16 protein-coding genes are annotated in these 19,005 nt (G+C 40.6%); 10 read left to right on the forward strand and 6 right to left on the reverse strand.

What is annotated here, in order from left to right:
* The first annotated feature begins 512 nt into the window (after nt 1–512).
* The 7 genes from ACYVIL_RS02985 to ACYVIL_RS03015 all read left to right on the forward strand — a co-directional run bounded on the left by ACYVIL_RS02985 (nt 513) and on the right by ACYVIL_RS03015 (nt 7,475).
* Nucleotides 513–1,220, forward strand: coding sequence for a Crp/Fnr family transcriptional regulator (locus tag ACYVIL_RS02985; protein WP_303473005.1), 708 nt, complete (start codon nt 513–515; stop codon nt 1,218–1,220).
* A 207-nt stretch (nt 1,221–1,427) separates the two neighbouring features.
* Nucleotides 1,428–2,855 carry a flavin monoamine oxidase family protein gene (locus ACYVIL_RS02990; RefSeq protein WP_460311502.1) on the forward strand — a complete coding sequence of 476 codons (1,428 nt, stop codon included), beginning with the start codon at nt 1,428–1,430 and terminating at the stop codon, nt 2,853–2,855.
* Between the two features lie 56 nt (nt 2,856–2,911).
* Nucleotides 2,912–3,223, forward strand: a complete 312-nt coding sequence (locus tag ACYVIL_RS02995; RefSeq protein WP_460311503.1) for a c-type cytochrome — start codon at nt 2,912–2,914, stop codon at nt 3,221–3,223.
* A gap of 88 nt (nt 3,224–3,311) precedes the next feature.
* Nucleotides 3,312–4,532 (forward strand): class I SAM-dependent methyltransferase, encoded by a 1,221-nt coding sequence (locus ACYVIL_RS03000; protein ID WP_460311504.1) that lies wholly within the window; start codon nt 3,312–3,314, stop codon nt 4,530–4,532.
* Between the two features lie 47 nt (nt 4,533–4,579).
* Nucleotides 4,580–4,930 carry a hypothetical protein gene (locus tag ACYVIL_RS03005; protein ID WP_303473013.1) on the forward strand — a complete coding sequence of 117 codons (351 nt, stop codon included), beginning with the start codon at nt 4,580–4,582 and terminating at the stop codon, nt 4,928–4,930.
* A gap of 75 nt (nt 4,931–5,005) precedes the next feature.
* Nucleotides 5,006–6,313 carry a M24 family metallopeptidase gene (locus ACYVIL_RS03010; protein ID WP_460311505.1) on the forward strand — a complete coding sequence of 436 codons (1,308 nt, stop codon included), beginning with the start codon at nt 5,006–5,008 and terminating at the stop codon, nt 6,311–6,313.
* Nucleotides 6,314–6,437: 124 nt separating this feature from the next.
* Nucleotides 6,438–7,475, forward strand: coding sequence for a DUF1838 family protein (locus tag ACYVIL_RS03015; RefSeq protein WP_303473019.1), 1,038 nt, complete (start codon nt 6,438–6,440; stop codon nt 7,473–7,475).
* Between the two features lie 67 nt (nt 7,476–7,542).
* Here the strand turns inward: ACYVIL_RS03015 and ACYVIL_RS03020 are convergent, their stop codons facing one another.
* Nucleotides 7,543–8,343, reverse strand: coding sequence for a GntR family transcriptional regulator (locus tag ACYVIL_RS03020; RefSeq protein WP_303473021.1), 801 nt, complete (start codon nt 8,341–8,343; stop codon nt 7,543–7,545).
* Between the two features lie 556 nt (nt 8,344–8,899).
* Between ACYVIL_RS03020 and ACYVIL_RS03025 the strand changes: the two genes are divergently transcribed.
* Nucleotides 8,900–9,928 (forward strand): NADP-dependent oxidoreductase, encoded by a 1,029-nt coding sequence (locus ACYVIL_RS03025; protein ID WP_303473023.1) that lies wholly within the window; start codon nt 8,900–8,902, stop codon nt 9,926–9,928.
* 150 nt (nt 9,929–10,078) lie between these two features.
* Nucleotides 10,079–10,972 (forward strand): DUF4437 domain-containing protein, encoded by an 894-nt coding sequence (locus tag ACYVIL_RS03030; RefSeq protein ID WP_460311506.1) that lies wholly within the window; start codon nt 10,079–10,081, stop codon nt 10,970–10,972.
* Between the two features lie 211 nt (nt 10,973–11,183).
* Here the strand turns inward: ACYVIL_RS03030 and ACYVIL_RS03035 are convergent, their stop codons facing one another.
* Both ACYVIL_RS03035 and ACYVIL_RS03040 read right to left on the reverse strand, forming a co-directional pair.
* Nucleotides 11,184–11,993 (reverse strand): alpha/beta fold hydrolase, encoded by an 810-nt coding sequence (locus ACYVIL_RS03035; RefSeq protein WP_460311507.1) that lies wholly within the window; start codon nt 11,991–11,993, stop codon nt 11,184–11,186.
* Between the two features lie 10 nt (nt 11,994–12,003).
* A complete protein-coding gene (locus ACYVIL_RS03040; protein WP_460311508.1) occupies nt 12,004–12,999 on the reverse strand; it encodes an NADP-dependent oxidoreductase in 996 nt (331 codons plus the stop codon).
* Between the two features lie 289 nt (nt 13,000–13,288).
* Between ACYVIL_RS03040 and ACYVIL_RS03045 the strand changes: the two genes are divergently transcribed.
* On the forward strand, nt 13,289–13,969 hold the full coding sequence (locus ACYVIL_RS03045) for a hypothetical protein (protein WP_303473030.1): 681 nt from the start codon (nt 13,289–13,291) through the stop codon (nt 13,967–13,969).
* Between the two features lie 71 nt (nt 13,970–14,040).
* Here the strand turns inward: ACYVIL_RS03045 and ACYVIL_RS03050 are convergent, their stop codons facing one another.
* From ACYVIL_RS03050 to ACYVIL_RS03060, 3 genes are all read right to left on the reverse strand, one after another.
* Nucleotides 14,041–14,793, reverse strand: a complete 753-nt coding sequence (locus tag ACYVIL_RS03050; protein ID WP_460311509.1) for a hypothetical protein — start codon at nt 14,791–14,793, stop codon at nt 14,041–14,043.
* A gap of 79 nt (nt 14,794–14,872) precedes the next feature.
* Nucleotides 14,873–17,341, reverse strand: coding sequence for a TonB-dependent receptor (locus tag ACYVIL_RS03055; protein ID WP_460311510.1), 2,469 nt, complete (start codon nt 17,339–17,341; stop codon nt 14,873–14,875).
* A 424-nt stretch (nt 17,342–17,765) separates the two neighbouring features.
* A complete protein-coding gene (locus tag ACYVIL_RS03060) occupies nt 17,766–18,986 on the reverse strand; it encodes an MFS transporter (protein ID WP_460311511.1) in 1,221 nt (406 codons plus the stop codon).
* Between the last annotated feature and the right edge of the window lie 19 nt (nt 18,987–19,005).

A 19,005-nucleotide genomic window follows, 5' to 3' on the forward strand; every position in this document is an offset into this window, starting at 1 on the left:
CGAGGTTGAAAAGAAACATTTATAGTGTTGCTTGTTCTATCAAAATCGACAATGACAAATGTCAAACTATAGGGTTTGCATAACCAGAAAAATCACTTTGGTTGGTAAATTCACATCTGTGAACAATCAGAATGTAAAACCATTTATTAATGACCAGCAAATAAACTGATTGTCATCTGCTGATCAAAATGATCAATTTCTGGTTAAAATAATCCTCATCGCCCATTTATATTCACATTTCGTGGCGATCATTTAACCAAAATGGGCTTTCTAAATAGCAAAATCACTGCACCAGAATGAATCATTTTCACTTATTTTGATACTAATGTTATATCATTTGTACATTTTCTGCGCTAAAAGCTATTAATAAGTGTTTGAAAAATATTGATAAATATCAAAAACAGAGATTTTGGTATGCTGTTTGCTTTGATTATATCGATGTTAAAATACACGCTAAGTACTTGCTACTAATAAAAATTTATGTAATTCTTTTGTTAAAAAGGAATAATGTTATGTCAACAATATTTATACCCAAACACATACATCCTACTTATTCGAATACGGTGTTTAACGATTGCTTGTTATTTCACGATATGACACCCCATGAGTTGGATCGTTTAGAGAACTATGCTGAGCAATCTAAGTGCGAAGAAGGCGAGTACTTGTTTCGCCAAGATACCCCTGCAGATTTTGTCTACAATGTCATTTCAGGCTCTGTAGCAATTGAGCGTATTTTCACTAACGGGAGACGCCAAATCATCGGGTTTTTATTCCCTGGCGATTTCATTGGCCTGACTCATTCACCTAATTACGATTGTGCGGTGCGCTGTTTAACTAAAGTTGAATTCTACAAATTCAGTCGTAAACGTTTAAACACGTTGAGCGAAGAGGTTGGTCACTTAAAGCAAAATATGGAGCAAATTAAATCGGCCATATTTTCACGAGTAATGGAGCAACTGTATGTTTTAGGCCAGAAAAAAGCCCTTGAACGCCTATGTTTCTTGTTTATGCAATTATTAGAACGATTACCCGGCGCACGTGCAGATCGCGTTGAGCTATACATGTCGCGCCAAGATATGGCGGACTATTTAGGGTTAACCATTGAAACCGTAAGTCGTTGCTTAGCTAAGCTAAAATCTGATGGATTAGTTGCATTTCCAAAGTTAAATCATTTACAAATTTTAAATTTGCCAGCGGTAAGTGAATTGGCTGAATGTTAACTATATCCAACTCTGAAATTGGGCAAGGACGCGCCCCAATTCAGGATAGAAAACTATCTTAAACCTGCTCAAAACTTCTATTAAGCCTTTTTCTTTTCGTATTGACATATGTCAATGATCAACCCCAATCCCTAGGATACTCTCGAGACAATAGTGTAGGAAAAAACACCTAATAAATACACGGCACGCATGTAAAGGAATTTTAATATGAAATTGAACCGCAGACGATTCCTCCAATCCGGCGCGACCTTAGTTGGAGCGGCAATGCTTCCGCCGTTAGCGTGGGGTAATGGGAAAACTGATGTATTAATTATTGGAGCTGGATTATCTGGCTTGAATGCTGCTGAATTACTAGAGCGTGCTGGCTTGTCTGTTACTGTATTAGAAGGGCGAGATAGAATCGGTGGGCGGTTATTCACTATGGATGACGTGCAGGGTAAACCTGAAGCGGGTGGCCAAACAATAGGTTCAAACTATGGTCGCACTCTTTACACGGCTAAGCGTCTTGGCGTTAAAATGAATCAAGTTGATTTCATGTTAGGCGATGAGCCTATTCGTCAAACATTTTATACGCAAAACCAAAGAGTAATGCCTGCAGACTGGGTAACCTCAAAGTTAAATCCTTTTCCCAAAGAGTTTCGACATTTACCCCCTGAACATGCCTTGTTAAGTGTGTTAGGTAAACCACCATTGAGTTCTCCTGATGATTGGCTTCAAAAATCTAATTTTAACTTAGATATACCCGTTGCTGACCTTTTGAGCGAAAAAGGTTTCTCCGCGCAAGCAATCGATATGATGGGCGTGAGCAATAATTACGGGCGGACGCTACAAGATACATCTTTATTATTCCAGCATCGAACTAACGCTTTGTTGTATCAATCTATTCAAACGCCTGGTGGTGTATGGATGGTTGACCAGGGCAATCAACGTTTACCTGAGGCGATGGCAAAATCCATCAAAGCCCCAATACTAATGAATAAAGTGGTTACTTCAATTGTGCAAAACAAAGATAAAGTCACAGTGACTTGTGCTGATGGTTCGAAGCACCAAGCAAGTTATGTGATTAGTGCAATGCCATTTTCCACATTACGCGATGTTTCCATTCAGCCTAGCTTGTCTGCACTGCAAACAGAAGCAATCAATAAGTTAGTTTATAGCCAAGTCTATCAAGCATATTTTGAAGTTGAAAAACCATTTTGGGAAGGCTCAGGCGTGTTACCAAATGTGTGGTCTGATTCAATTATTGAAAGGATCATGGCAACTGATCCTAGTCAGACAGGGCGTATCACTAATTTGACTGTTTGGATAAACGGCAAAACAGTGGAAGCGCTAGATAAAATGTCTATTTCTGAGGCGAGTACACTTATTCAAAAAGAATTCTACAAAGCACTCCCTGAAGCAAAAGGCTCAGTGAGATTTGTAAAAGTAAATTCTTGGCAGCAGCAACCTATGTCAAAAGGCTCTTTTGCTGTTTGGCAACCTGGTCAAATCAGCCGCTATAGCGAAACCATGGCTAAACCCGCTGGTCGATTACATTTCGCCGGAGAGCATACCGCCCAATGGTCTTCAGGAATGGAAGGCGCGCTTGAATCTGGTGAACGTGCAGCGAATGAAATTGTGTCACGTATGGCATAAACATATTAACCACGTATTTTGACTAAATATTCAAACAGGCATTGTTGGAGTTAACTATGCGCAGAAAAGTAAGAATCATCTTAGTGCTACTACTCACATTCGTAACAGCATTAAGTGCTTTTGCCGGAGATGTTGAGGCAGGGAAAAAACTAGCGGTGGCCAAAGGTTGCGTTGGTTGTCATGGTAGTGCAGGAATTAGTTATGGACCCGTTTGGCCAAATCTAGCAAGTCAGCATGGACCCTATATGGAAGCTCAATTAAAACTCTTTCGGAGTAAAGAGCGTATTGATCCCATGATGAATTTGTATGCTTCATCGTTAACGGACCAAGAAATTGCTGATTTAGCGTCATATTTCGCTTCGCTTTAGCTAGCACAGAGGTTGAGCTTAATTGCCGTTCAACTGCACAGCAGAATAGTCACAGTAAATCATTAACAAGATATACGGAAAAATAATTATGACATCAAGCTTACTAAATACATTTCAACAAAACGAACATCCAATGTTGGTTGTTGGCGATGCAGATGATCGCGCCAGACAAGAGTTTGTGAAAAGCTTAAAAACTTACATTCAACAAGACATATTACCTTTAGTCCAAAATGCTTATCAAACCCGCGCTACGGCTAAATTTAACAAGACCCACGAACATGATCCGAAATATTATCGAGAAGCCCGAGAAGCCTTTGCCGATGACCCTATATTCAAAGCGTATCTTAGTATTAATCGTTCAAGCCAGGAATTACAGTGGTTCTCGGTGATTGATGGAATTGAAGGCGAAATAGCAGAACTTGAGAAGAAAGCCGAAGCAGTGCCAAAGGCTGGCGGTACATTAAAAATTGATGAAGGATTCGTTGTCCCCAAATATATTTCTGAACTGGATATTCACTGTATGCCTGGCGGTTACTGTGGGCCTAGCGACGTGAGTAAATTATATACTGGCGCACTTTACGATAGAGGCGTTTATATTTATGCGTTGGGTTATATGGGACCAAACAATGACGACATGGGTCGTTCGGTTTGTAATTATATTAGTCGTAACTACCCAGACTTTAAGCCAACAAGTATTTTGGATATGGGCTGCACAGTTGGCCACTCCACTTTGCCTTATGCCGAGCTTTTCCCAGAGTCTGAAGTACACGCAATTGACGTTTCTGAAGCTTGTGTTACTTACGGACACTATCGTGCCGAAGGTTTGGGATTGCCAGTACATTTCAAATTGGCAAACGCTGAGAAAACGGATTATCCAGATGAAAGTTTTGATCTTATTGTTTCTCACATTTTACTCCATGAAACATCTAAAAATGCGATGCCAAAAATCTTCAAAGAGTGCATGCGGTTACTTAAGCCTGGTGGAATTATGATCCACGCAGACTTGCCTCCGTTTGACGATATGGACCCGTACACACAACTTATTCTAGATAACGAAACTTGGTATAACAACGAACCATTCTGGACTGCTATGCGCAATACGGACCAAATAGAAACGGCTGTAGAAGCAGGCTTCAAGCGCGAAGATATTAAATTTGATACTGCTCCAATGGCGATTATGGAGTTGATAGGCCAGAGTGAATCTTATTCTGAAGATATGGCGCAGGGACTCACTGACCGAGAGTTTACCGCTGGAGAATATGCACCTGGTGGTGGATGGGAAGTGTTGATAGCTCAAAAAGCTGTTTAATGCTATTGGTAGCTCCATCCCAATAAAATTGTCTAATAGGTGAAAAAATGAATCAACATAAAGTTATTAAAGGTAAACGCCCTGCGTTTTACGAGGCTCCAGAATCTGATTATCTAATGCATATGGTAATGGTTCTGGCACAAGAATTATCAGCAACACGTGATCGACTGGATACTTTAGAAAAATTATCCGCTCAAAAGAATCAAGTGACGGCGGAAGAAATTGAAAGCTATACACCTGACCAAGCAACATTGGAAGAGCGCGAAGCTAGACGCCAAGTCTTCTTAGGAAATCTTTTCAGCGTGATGAATCAGGAGTCTGCAGAACTGAAAGCGCGCGATAGTAAAAGTCGTTTTAATCAAGTTATCGACGATATCGCCAGTGGTAAGATTGATTAATGACACATTTATATCGAGTTACTCAATGCTTCAATACTACAACTAGTTTTACTGCTGGATAGTGGGGCGATGAGTATGCTTGATGTGAAAAGCTTGGGAAATAACAACAGCGCTGCATCATTCGATGGGAGCGCTCTGGTGAATAAGTCCCAGGCTTATAAAGTTTTAGACGAAGCAGGGTTAGATGGGCTGGTTGCTTTTAATCCGGTAAACATATTTTATCTTGGTAACTTCGTCGCTTTTAACGTGAAAATTCAAACACGTGAACCTAGTTTTGCGGTTTTTCCGCGAGATGAAAAAAAGCCAACAATCTTAGTCGTAGGGAGCACTGATCTATGGCAAATATCAAATGGATTACGTGAAACCGCACAGATTATTCCTTATTCTGCCGCGACTAATTGGCATGATTTTGTCGGTCAAGAATCTGTAGATACAGGACTAGAGGCCGCGCCTGGTTTGACATCCATTTTACAAATTAATGAGGCAGGCCTAACACCCAGAGAATTAGATTGGATAGGGATTGAGAAACGATTTGAAGGGCAATTTATGCCTACGCCACAACATGCTTTGGTAATGGCATTAAAAGAAGCGGGCTTAGATCACGCAAAAGTAGCTGTAGACGATTTAAGGCTCACGGAAATTTTAAAAAGTGCAGGTCATTACACGACTCAATGTGTTGATGGCGACAATATATTTCGAAAAATACGGGTTGTGAAATCGGATGTTGAAGTTCGACATATGCGATGTATTGCTGCGGTAAATCAACAGGCTGCCATGAATATGATTCAGCAGTTAGATGTTGGTGCTAGCAATGCAGATATTGACCAGTTGTTTGCTATAGAGGCTGCTAAACTCGGGGCAAAAGCGACTTGGTTAGCTGCAGGTTCCGTTGGAGGTTTAACCAATGGCGAAATCATTAAAAACCAACCAATTTTAGTCGATGCAGTCAGTGAAATTAACTATTACCACGGTGACTTTGGTCGAACAGTGGTTGCAGGAGAGCCTTCAAAAGAACTGCTTGAGCGAACTAAATTATTACAAATTGGCTGGCAGGCCGCGCTAGAAATTATGCGACCCGGTGTCCGTTATTCCGAAATTGAAAAAGCCGCCCGATTCGCCATGAAGAGCTCTGGATTAAAAATGCCGCCCTTAATTGTGGTACCTCACTCTGTAGGACTACAACATACCGATGAGCCATACAGGGATAACCTGCCGTTTCAGGTTAAAGATGATTTAATTCTAGAAGAAAATATGACCTTAACCGTCGACTTCCCCAGTTTAGAAATGGGATGGGGGAATTGTCACTTGGAAGATTTGGTAAGAATAACTAAGGACGGTGTTGAAGCGCTAGCAACTATAGACAGTCCTTTAGTGGTTATATAGTGCTGTTGTTGCTCAAGACTAATAACATTTTTAGTTAGTTAATGTCGAAACGACCGTAAAGAGTTTGATTGTTAAAAAGATAGTTTTTTAAGTAGTTAATATTTAATTAAGAACGAGGAAAGTAATGGACAAAGATAAGAAAAAAAATGACTTAGATGAGACCGGCTCTCGTCGTGAGTTTTTAAGTAAGACTGCCAAAGGTCTTATTGGTGCAGGCGTAGCTAGTGCAGGTCTTGGCATGGCCGTTGGCCGGGCTCACGCTATTACTATAGACCCAACTGTAAGTTCAAAATTACCTAAAGACTCCGGTACACTTAAATACAGTGACAACTATTGGAATCGTGATGCACTCGCTCGAATCATGGGCGACCTCGAATTTGGTAAGCAAAAGTTTGGCTGGTATCGCGGTACTGTTATCGGTGTGAAAAAAGGTGAGAAGAACCGAGAATTGTGCGGTTTTGAAGGGTTTTCTTTTGCCAGGCTTAAAGATGCTGGTAATGGCGTATATGAAAAACTACTACGGGAAGTTGGCTTTTACACTGACCTGAAAACCGGGGAAGTTCTTGAAGAATGGGAAAACCCTTATACCGATGAAACTGTTAAAGTCGTCCATATTGCTAACGACCCATTTAACTTTAAAATTGGTCCATTTTATCCCAAACCACCTTCATACGGCGGTTTAAACAAAAAAGTTGATCTGCCTGACATTCCAATGATTCTACCTTGGACTGAAGTGGGCGATAATAAAGTCATGTTGCAAAGTAATACGCACTTATATTACAAAAATGCTTTGCAACCGGATAAGTGGCCCCGTGAATCATCAGGTGAGATGAATCGCGTTTCTGAAATGTTTACGTATGTTTTCGATAAAGAAGATCTTGCCGATCCTAAAGTGACTGGCTTAATGTTCTCTGGCAGCTGGAATCGTATTACTCCATGGTTACCCTGGATGTTAATGGGTGAAGCAGAAGGGCACGCATATTATAACTGTATCATGGGCTGTTACGATAATATGGATATGATGTCTCCGAAGGTATTAGCCTACGCGAAAAAACACTATCCTAAATATTTTGAAGCGCCAACTGAGTGGGTTGAGCCTAGCTGGTCTAGTTTGGAGCATTACGCTAACGAACAAACTCCTGCACCGGTTAAAAAATCGTAAACTAAATCGGCGCCAAATTAGTCTTTTCTAGATTAGTTTGGCGCAATTCGATATGTCTAATTAAGTTTTAGACAGTTTCTTTATAACCATCTAAATCCATTGTCATTTGATATTGGAAAATGGACGGATTATAACGGCAATACAATATATCAATGAGTTTATCATCGGAGTCGTAAGAGCGACGTTCAAGCACTAACAACGGACTTCCTTCTCGTATATTTAGTTCTCTCGCAACTTCTGTACTAGCCACTTCAGCACTAATAATCTGATCAATACGTGAAATATTGATACCTGTTTGTCTCAGTAGCTCAATCCGCGTGTGATTATTCAATGCGTCCGCATTAAATGTATCTGCAGAGGTTAAAGTCCAACTAATGTAATAAGCGTAGGGGATTTTTTCATCTTCAGTTAATCTAACCCGAAGTAGACGACAGGCGGTCTCTGTGTCTTTTAGACTCAGGGCTTCTCGAATATCCGCAGGTGGCACTGTTTGTGATATTTCGATGGTTCTGGACAGCGTGTGTCGGCCCATAGTTTCGATATTTTCGAGTAAACCTACTAACGGAGATTTGGCTGGCTTAGGCTTATATTTATAAGTGACAGATGTTCCGCGGCCACGACGACGTTCCACCAATTTTTCTGCTGCCAATTCATCCATAGCTCTCTTTACTGTGATTCTAGACAGCTTGAATGCCTCACCCAATTCTTGTTCTGTGGGTAATTGCGCTCCGTAACTGATGGTGCCATCGATGATTTGATCTTTTAACAGACTATATAATTTGTGATACAGCGGTGTAGGACCATTCCATTCCATTCCAATGTGCTGACCATATTGTTTAAGGGTTTTAATTATTGTTAACTTTGACAAATTTATTTCCTTTATGTCGTCGTGTGTTTTTAACGGATTGAACTCGTAAAAGAATTATGTTTACGTCATTATACCTTTTCATTCTATGCTTGCATATTAAACAATCAACAGATACTTACACTTTATATTCATTTGATCAATTTATCAGCGAAATTGCCCTCTGTTTAGCTGAAAATTTAATCATTTTACGTTGCCTTAGTTTCCTTATTTATAGTAAAAATTAGTTGGTTTATTGACAATTATCATTCCAATACCCCTATTAGCGAACGTATTATTTAAGCATTGACCGAGATCCAGCATAGCTTAAATATTCTCTCTTGATATGTCTGCGATAAAAGTTTATCCAAACATTCACGGTCAATATTCGTAGTTGACGGTAGAACTAAAATTCTACAAATAGAATTTTAAAGCACCATATTCGGTTTGACCGTATGTTTGCAAAAAGACCCTATCAACATACAACAAATTAACAGAACGGTTATTTTATTAAAACCCGGTTTTTTACCATAAAATTAATGAAAAGACGGTTCTATCAAGCGTAATTAAGGTCGAATCAATGACACTAAATAGACAACTTTGTTTGAGTCGAAATATTCGTCAGGGTGAAGCAGTCACTTCTGAACTTTTCGATATGAAAGAAACAGCCATCCCTGAGCCAGGTGAAGGTGAGTTTTTAGTTAAAACCACTGCACTCGGGTTTTCACCCGCTCAGCGCGCCTATCTTATGGGCGAAGAAAGTAGATTTCATACCCCCATTGAAATTGGCGACATTATGCGTGGTCGCGGAGTTGGTGAGATTTTAAAATCAAATAATGATGACTACAAAGTGGGTGATATAGTTGCATGTTCTACTGGCTGGCAGGACTATTCAGTTCAAAGTGGTGACCAAGGGGATTTATTGGTTAAAACACTGCAAAAAGTAGATAACCCTCAAGAACCCCTGTATTTACATTTGGGTATTCTTGGCTCTTCGGCTTTCTCAGCCTATTTCGGTTTACTCGATATTGGTAAACCGCAAAAAGGTGAAACTGTAGTTGTATCTTCAGCGGCGGGCGGTGTTGGATCTATTGTTTGCCAAATCGCAAAAATTAAAGGCTGCAAAGTTATCGGTATCGCTGGTGGTGAAGATAAATGCAAGTGGCTAGAAGAGTTCGTTGGTGTCGATGAAACTATCGATTATAAAAATGACGATATAGAAGCAAAATTTAAAGAGTACTGTCCAAATGGTATTGATGTGTATTTTGATAACGTTGGCGGAGATATTCTTGACTTCGCTTTGAAAAATATAGCGTTAAAAGGTCGTGCTGTTATCTGTGGAATGATTGCAACTGAATACCAAGAACCACCGCTTCCTGGTCCGCGTTACTACTACAATGTCATATATAAACGTGCGCGTATCGAAGGTTTCTTTGTGTGGGATTATTTCAATCAATTCCCTGCAGCAGAGAAAGAGCTTATTGAATGGTACAAATCAGGTCAGCTTAAGTCGACTGAAGACGTGTTTAAAGGGTTAGAGTCTGCGCCTGATGCACTACAAGCCATGTTTGATGGCACAAGTTGCGGCATAAAAATTGTCGACTTTTAAATTACAAGCGAGTTGCTTGGTGAATTAAGCGTTGTTTAGCCTATTTTTAGAATGAATAAGTTAAGCAACCTTCGACAGAGCACAGTGGTATCGTCAGCTCTTTAGAAAACATAATTTTAACCATTCTTAATATAACTGATTGGAGAAATAATGAGACCTCATGTAGAAATGATCGACGAAAAGGACTTGATTTGGCATCCTTCGGAACTAGTCGGTGCAACTGAAGGTACAGCTAAACAACGTAACCTATCTTATGATGAAGAAGATGGTTCTGTATCTGCAAAAATATTATTCGAAACTACCTGGAAGAGACCTGCTGGTGTTCACGTAGCCCAAACTGAATGGTACTTACTCAGTGGCGAAGTAAAAATTGGCGACGAAGTGCTGACTGAAGGTGGCTATTGGTGCACACCTCCTGGCGTATTGTGCCCAGCTATTGAAGTGAAACCAGGTACAGAAATTCTTTATTTCCGTGAATTTGGCACTTGGGAATTTGAAGAAGCGAGTGCTGATAAAGAAGGTGTTCGTGAAGATCAGAAATTAGTTGTTAAGCACAGTAATTTAATGGAATGGGTGCCGGTAGAGTTAGGCAGCCCCATGGATTTCTCAGCTGGTGGTACACCGGTTCCTGGGTTGTTCATTAAACTATTGTTCCGTGATGAAAAAACTGAATTCTATACTCGTTTGATCAAAGCTAAGCCTGGTTGGGTAGAACATCCACTTGCTCATCACCCTGTGTATGAAGAAGCTTATACATTAGAAGGAACCTTCGAGTTTAACTTTGGTAAACAATGGCCAGGCGTGTATTTCTTCCGTCCGCCTTTGATTCGCCATGGTGATTTTGTGGCTGGACCTGAAGGTACTACTTGGCTACTGCGTTGCGACGGCCGATTAGTGGATTGGTATACGGATAATGCGAAGATGGAAATGCATGGCGATCCGGTGAATTGGGGACCAGATTATCCTGGAACAGAAGCTCCAGCACCATTACAACCTGTACGTTCTAAGTCCTTAGGACCAATGAAAGACCCGTATTACACCTAAAATATAGTATATCAGCGTCCTATTAATTGATTTAATACGACTTCTTAAAAACCTCAGATGCATTGTAACCATGCTCTGAGGTTTTTTGTGTGTGTTTAACTGACACTTTTGAGGTATGTTGAGTAAATGATAAGCGCGAAAAAGCCGTCTTAGATAACTAAGTTAGCCCGATAAGATACCGAGCTACTGGAGATTGCAAGCAGATTAATTTCTATTTAGTTAAAAATTCGTGGAATTTTCTGCTAATTTCTGAAGGGTTCTCAAAGGTGCATAAGGCGCCAGCATTGGAAATGGTGGTTACTTCGCATTGCTTTATACGGGTCAGCGCATTTTGCAGCTCTGAAAGAGAATAAAACAAGTCATTTTCTGCACCAAATACCAAAGTAGGGCATGTTATTTGACTTACCCAATCTTGTTTTTCCATCCATTCTAAAACGCAGTGATGAATATCATAGGGACGTAATCTACCTGCTTGTCCTATGATAAAAGGTTTATAACGCGTATCCAAAGAACTTGTTGGGGCAAGCATCTGATAGCGTTTCCATGCATCGGCAATAAACTGTCCTTCATCGTCGAAGGGAATTTCTCGAGATATTGGCTTGTTCTTAAAGGCTTCCATAATTTCGTGGATTTGCTTTTTAGAGGCTAACATTTCACAGGAAATAATTAATTTAGAGACTTTGTGAGGAGCTTGGGTCGCAATACAGGTTGCCAAAGCCGCGCCTGAATGATTACCAGCTAACATAACCTTCTCAAAGCCTAGTTTGTTAATTAACTGCAAGGTTACTTGAGCAAAATCCTCAACTTGCATGGCATAACTCGGATCAAATGACTGACCATGGCCGGGCATATCTGGTGCGAATACCATAAAGTCTTTTGCCAATACTGGAATAATCTCATCCCACTCGGCAATACTCATAGGCGATTGATGAAGCAGAAAAACAGGTTGGCCTTGGCCCGCAACAACAAAATGAATTTGACCTCCAGGAAGGTCAATATAGTGTTTTTTCATTCGTGTCATGCTCTGTTACTTAATCAGAAACTTTGACCAATACTTTACCGATGTTTTTGCCTTTCATTAATCGACAGAAAGCGTCGGCAGCATTTTCAATACCTTCAGTGACGTCTTCAAATGGCACTAAACGGTTTTCATCAATGTAGCCCTGACACTCTTTAATAAAGTCAGCTCGTTGACCTTCAAAGTCATAAACCACAAAGCCAAATACTGTTGCTCGACTCTTGATCCACATAGCTGGCATTGGGCCACCAGAACGCTCAGTTTTATTGACTTCAGACATGATCCCGCAGAGGATAACGCGCGCGCCTATGGCTAATTGACTGGACACGATATTTAGGGTTTCTCCGCCCACTAAATCTAGATATATATCGACGCCATCTGGACACAACTCTTTTAATTTTTCAGCAACATTTTCTGTTTTACGATCAATGCAGGCATCATATCCCAGCTTTTCAACAGCCACTCGACATTTTTCTTCACCGCCGGCAATACCAATCACTTTGCAACCATATATTTTCGCCAATTGTGCAGCCGTTGAACCCACACCGCCTGTAGCAGCAGGAATCACAACAGTGTCACCTTGCTTAGGTGCGCCTTTAAGTATTAATGCAGCATAAGCGGTTAATCCAGTTGAACCCAAAGCAGACAAATAGGCAGAATAATTAGTCGCATCGGCTGGTAATTTAGTTAATGCTTTTGCAGGTAAAATTGCATATTGTTGCCATCCGCCGAAGCCTCGAACCATATCACCGGCTTGGAAGTCATCTGAACGACTTTCTAGCACCCGTGCTATGGTTTCACCGTTCATCATAGTGCCAGGTAACACTGATCCCGAAATATGCAGTCCAGAAATTTGACTGCGCATATAAGGGTCTAGAGACAAATACATGATTTGGCAAAGCACTTCACCCTCTTGCAATGCATCAACTTCAGCGCTAGCTAATTGAAAGTCACTAGGTTCGGGTACACCTTCTGGGGTTTGTTTTAATTGCACAATAGTATTAAGCATTTTTTTCTCTATTAATTTCTAAGCAAATTTGACTTTAGTGTAAAGGCTTTGGGCGCAATGCACTTTGATAATTGTCATAATTGAGAGTGTTCCTGATAGCAAGTTAACCTAAGCATACGAAACGACATAGACCTAGCACACCAACTCTAAACTATAGCTGCTTGGCCGCCTATTTAGAATTAACTATTAAGCCGAGCTTTAAACTAGTTAACGATTTTTTGATATTTGTTAAGGACGGTAAATTTTCAGACTGTATTGTAAACTCAGCTTACATGAAGGAGTTTACAAAATGGGTATAGTAGAACTTTCCGTTCTCAAATGGGCACATATTATTGCCATGGTCTACTGGTTAGGTGGTGAATGGGGTGTTTTCCAGATCGCATTTAACGTCGTAAATAGAAAATTATCTATGGATGAGCGAAAGCGACATCTAGAAACCGCCTATCGCATTGATATCTTAGCGCGAACAGGTATTTTATTGTTGTTTCCACTTGGTTTCCATATGGGCAATATTTGGGGCATTCAACCTTATGGTGGTTGGGTGTTAGCGACAGTTTGGGGCATATTTGCAGCTTGGTTAGTACTTTGCTGGTCCGCATTTTATTTCCGCGAAACTGATCGCGGTGTGATGCTGACTAAAATAGACGAAAAATTACGTTATATCTTGATCCCAGTGATTGCTATTTGCGCTGTATCGTCACTATTAGGACATGGTCCTTTTATTGCGGTTGAAGGAATGCGTTGGTTCTCAACCAAGATTCTGTTGTTCTCAGTATTATTATGTATTGGTTTGTATTTGCGCTACGTAATGCGTCAGTGGACGACTATTTTTAGACAGTTAGCAGAAAAACAAGATGATGCCTTAGAAGCTGAATTGGAAAATTCAATTCGAATCTCTCGCTATCTGGCCTATGTATATTGGATTATTATTGCCGGCGTTGGGTTCTTAGGAGCAACTAAACCTTTCTAGGACTTTCAATATATTATTTTATAAAGGCCTTAACATGTTGGTGTTAAGGCCTTTTTGATTTTAGTAGGTGGTTACTGTTTAGTTAACCAAGTGGCTTTGAATTTACCATCTTCATCTGTTGTTACCACAACCCCAGTGTTATAGCGCTCACGCAGTAGTTTTTGTTCTTTATCAACATCACTTAACTCAATACGAACGGCTGAAAATACCGAAACCCCACGCAAAGGGCCCAATTCATATATCTTATCCTGTTGATTAAGACCTAAATTGACCACAATCCGAGTATTTGGACTGGGAAGGGTGATAAGCATCTGATAAGTGAGTTGGTTACTAGATTTATTCGTAGAGGTAAAAAGTGCGGCACTGTCAGTAACTGGTTGAATTCTATCTTCGGAATTTGCCGTGTACGCATTTAGTGGCGCAAACAATACACTTCCAGGCGCATCTTCACTGCCGATAGTTTTCGCCTTTGTAATTTGAATTAATTGAACCCCCATAGTCTCAGGTATTTCTAAACCTACCGCAGAACCAGGAAAGTGACCAGGTGGATAAAATTTTCTCTCAACTACTGTTGCTTCTTCAGCGTCGACATTGATAGAAAAGATAGTCCCGTAGTGCGCAATTTTGCGGTTGTATTTACCATCCATATAAGTATTTTCGCTGAGCCAGTGTCCTTGTTGCGCCTGCCAAAACGGTACAGTTTGTAAATCTTCGGCATTGCCTATAAATGACATTCCTGCGTATGTTAAAAAGATAAGAATGATTCTAAACCTAACGATTAGCTTTTTATGTAAATCGGTGTTTTGTAGTTGTGTTGTGTTCATGGTTTGGCCATTAAAGTTATATTTATAAACAGCAATAAAAAAGGCGCCTAAAGTAGGCGCCTTCTAAAAGTATTACTAATTAAAACGCATAAGCGACTTTTACGCCAACTTCTCTTGGCATTATAGGGTCAACTACAGCGCCCTGTGACGAGAAGAAGTTTGGTATTGCACTAAAGTCAGTGTTTCGACGTCCAGTTGCCCAGCCATCTTCGTCAGTACAATTTTTACAGTACAACTCAACATCGATACCACTCTCATGTTGGAAACCTAAACTTAGACTCATTAATGAGTATGAATCAATTGTGGTCAAATTAAGTTCGTCAGTATAGGTTTTGCCTCTGTAGGTTAGATCTGCACGTGCCGAGTAGTCCCACTCACTATTTAACGTATCTTTCCAGCTTATACCCACCGCGCCACTGTGTTTTGGTGAGCGAGGCAGTGTGTTACCAGCGGTTTCGAGGAAAGTTCCATAAGGCAAGCCTAATACACTACGGAATGAGTTACTGTAGTAACTATCGTATTCAGATTCTGTATAACCATAAGCAAATTGAATGTTTAGGTTTTGGGTAACCTGCCAACGACCTTCAGCTTCAATACCTTGTTGTGTACTTGAACCTTCCATTGTTGGGTTTAAGAAATAAGGGGTTCCCGTACTTGCACCAAAAAATGTATATAAACCAGAAGACTTCATGCCTTCCCATTCTTGATAAAATGCGACTAATGAGTACCACACACTACCATCTAATACAGCCTGTTTTAAGCCTAGCTCATAACTGGCTAAACTTTCTTCACCTGTGGTCTTTTGTACATTCGGATTGTCTGCTAGGAATGCTGCTGCGTCGTCTTGGTCTATTGAGTCAAGTTGCGCATTATACGAACCAGGCAATAGCGCTTCTGAATAAGTAAGGAATACATTGGTATCAGCATTTGGTTTGTATTGAAGACTCACTCGAGGTAAAAAAGCGTCGTAGTCTTGTTCAACTGCATCAGTTAACGCTGCTTCGCTTACACCACCACGGGTAATTGAGGTGTCCTCTTGATAGCGACCTTCAAATACTGCTGTGAATTCGTCAGTAAAATCATATTCTATGGCACCAAAAACGCCCGTAGAAGCGATGTTGGTAGCATCAAGTGAGCTCGAACCATACCCAAATTCTAGACCACCAAACAAACCGTTAAATACATTCCAACCGCCGTCAACGTCACCCATTTGGTCAATTTCTGATTTACTCACACCTACCATCCAGCGCAGTGGACCCGCATTATCATAAGAGAAACGAGCTTCTGTTGACCATGACTCTAACTCCAACCATGTTGCCGTTATCCAGGCTTCACTGTCTGTTTGGTCGCTATCACGAATTTGCGTCGTATCTCTTTTATTGTAACCAGCTAATACTGACAAGGTATAGTCATCTGAAATTAGGTATTCAGCATCTAATGAAAAGACCACCAACTCAGCAGCTAGGCCAATTTTATTAAGGCTTGGTGTATCGCCAGATTCAGGGCGTTGGTTTAGTAAATCTAAGGTATTGTAAGTGCCGTCGGCAAGTACTTGGTCAAACATGGGTTGCCCTGCAACTACAAGGTCGTAAAACGTCGCGTTGTTGCTCACATCTATTGTTGGTAGGGAACCAGTAAGCCAAGGTTGGGTAAAGGTAACATCCTGAATGCCGTTGTTGGTTGGAATAGTAATTCCTTCACCAGCTGAAATATTGTTATACACGGAAAAAGGCACAAATGTACCACTGGTCGCGCCATCATCATCTTCTGAATAAGCAAAACGGGTTTTTATACTCAGATCGTCAGTTGGGGTGTAAGACAAAATCAACGACACACCTGTGGTTTTTTCTTCTCCAAGCTCGCCGCCATCATTGGCTGTAAAAGGTGCACCTTGTTTGCGAGTGAATGCTGTGAGACGACCATTTAAGTCTTCAACAATTTCACCTTCCACATAACCTTCTAACTCCTGGCTACCAAAAGTAGGGCTGTATGAAGCCGAAACGCCGCCACTAAAGTCGCTGGTTGGTGTTACAGTGGTGTAATTGATTGCACCACCGAACGTGCCACGTCCAAAATAGACAGGTTGTGGACCGCGGATGACTTCTACCTGGGCAATATCACTAAATGAAACTGAGCTTGCCCCACCGAGCATGGCAACTCCATCTACCAAGAAACCACCTGTTTGTGTGGTAGGAGTGGTGATGGCTATATCCATGCCTCTAAAACGAATACCTGGGTTATATCTACCTGGTTGAGAGTTACCCACGTTTTGGAAATCTAAATTTGGTGCAAAATTAGCTAAAACCTCTAAGTCAGAGATACCCTTTTCCTTTAAATCTGCACTGGTAAAGGCTTGAATTGATAATGGCACCTCTATAATTGATTCATCGGTCTTACGTGCGCTAACTGTAATTCTCTCAAGAGAGTTCGTATTGACTTCCGTTGCTGCGTTAGCATCTTGAGCGTGTACCAATGATGTTGCTATGGGGGATAAAGCGAATGCTGTTCCAGCCATACACACGTATCTGCGTAATTTAAAGTTGCTCATAATTTTTCCTTTTATGTGATGCTTTGCTATTTTTTAGTGTAATTAACAAATTTTGTTTTTATTCATAGCTTGTAACATTTTATCGTTAACCTGCACTCGTAAACATTGTGCGAATGTGCTAGCCAGCATATGCAGCATAAAATTTAGCCGCCTTAACAAAAGTCAAAAATAAGGTATTTTTTTGCTTAATTTTTGAGTAAAAGCGAATCAGTTCGATATTCACCTAATTTCAACGGGGTAATCCGTCAACATTGGTAAAGAATGTAGTCTCAAAAAGCAGGCTGGTTTTCTAATGCAAAGGGGGGAGGGTTAAATTGATGGGCTAGTTGGAAACCAATATGAGAAATGTGTTTAGGTGAAATGCAAAAATAGCCAAGTATTTTCTATGACTCTAACGAATTAGAGCCATAGAATGTTTTAATATCTAAGTCGGATTTTTGCTGGATTGGGTGAAAGCCGTTTCTTTTACTTGAGTAATACAAGGAATTGCCACTAATATCAGACCAAAGAACACCCAAAACGCTAAGTCGTAATTTGAGTTCATGCCATAAAACACACCGGTAAGCCAAATACCTAAACCGCCCCCTAGGCAATCTAAAACCGTGATGGTTCCAAGTATTTTTCCTGCCGACTTTAAGCCAAAACAGTTAACCGCTGACAACTGAATTGTAGTGTAAACGCCACCCCAACCAAGACCGAACAAAATAATTGCTTCCCATAAAATGGATTTGTTCATCAAAGCTAACAATAAAGAACCACTCAACATCACTAAAATATTGCCAATAAACACTTTTTTGAAGTGAATGTGGTCGGCTAAAAATCCGAATACAAACTTCCCAATAAGTGCACAAGTGAAAAATAAGCTAATGCCGTTAGCAGCAGTGCTTGCTTCAAATCCTAGATCGCGCATGTAAAGGAATAAGTGCGCTTGAACCCCTAATACCGTATAGAATGTTGTCATCGCCACTAAGGTTAACGCCCAAAAAGTACGAGTGCGAATAGCGTCTAAATAATCCATTCCGGTGGGAGGTAAGGCTGGTTCTGCTTCATCACTGGATTGAGTGTTTTGTTTTCTTTTAGATGGATTGTCTTGCACAAAAAATAACACGATAACCAACATGGCAATTGGGAATAGCGCAGCCCATTGCTTTGCTGAACGCCATCCGTATAGCTCGTTCATATATAAACCATACTGGGGAAATAATACGCCCCCTAGACTAGTTCCCACTAACGCTATTCCTATGGCGGCTCCACGTTTTTTAGTAAACCAATTGGATACCAAAATAACCGCTGGGTTTAGACCACAGAATATTAGCACTAAGCCTAGCATCGCATGGACCACGTACAATCCTTGCAGTGATTCAATTTGACTATACAAAGTATAAGCAATGGCAAGTAATGACCAACCAAACAATAGTGAACGCTTAACGCCGATTTTATCGAGTATGATACCGCCAAAAGGCGCGAGTAATGCGCTGGTGGCAAAGGTGATCATATCTCTAAATTTGAGAGAGCCCCGCGACCAACCAAATTCGTTAAGCAGTGATTCATCAAAAACGGATAAACCGGAAATACTCATGCCATTACTGACAAGCAATGCGATACACGCGATAAAGGCGATGAGCCATGGATAATGTTTGTTCATATTATTCCCAATGTTAGTC

It is taken from the genome of Aliiglaciecola aliphaticivorans, assembly GCF_054782055.1.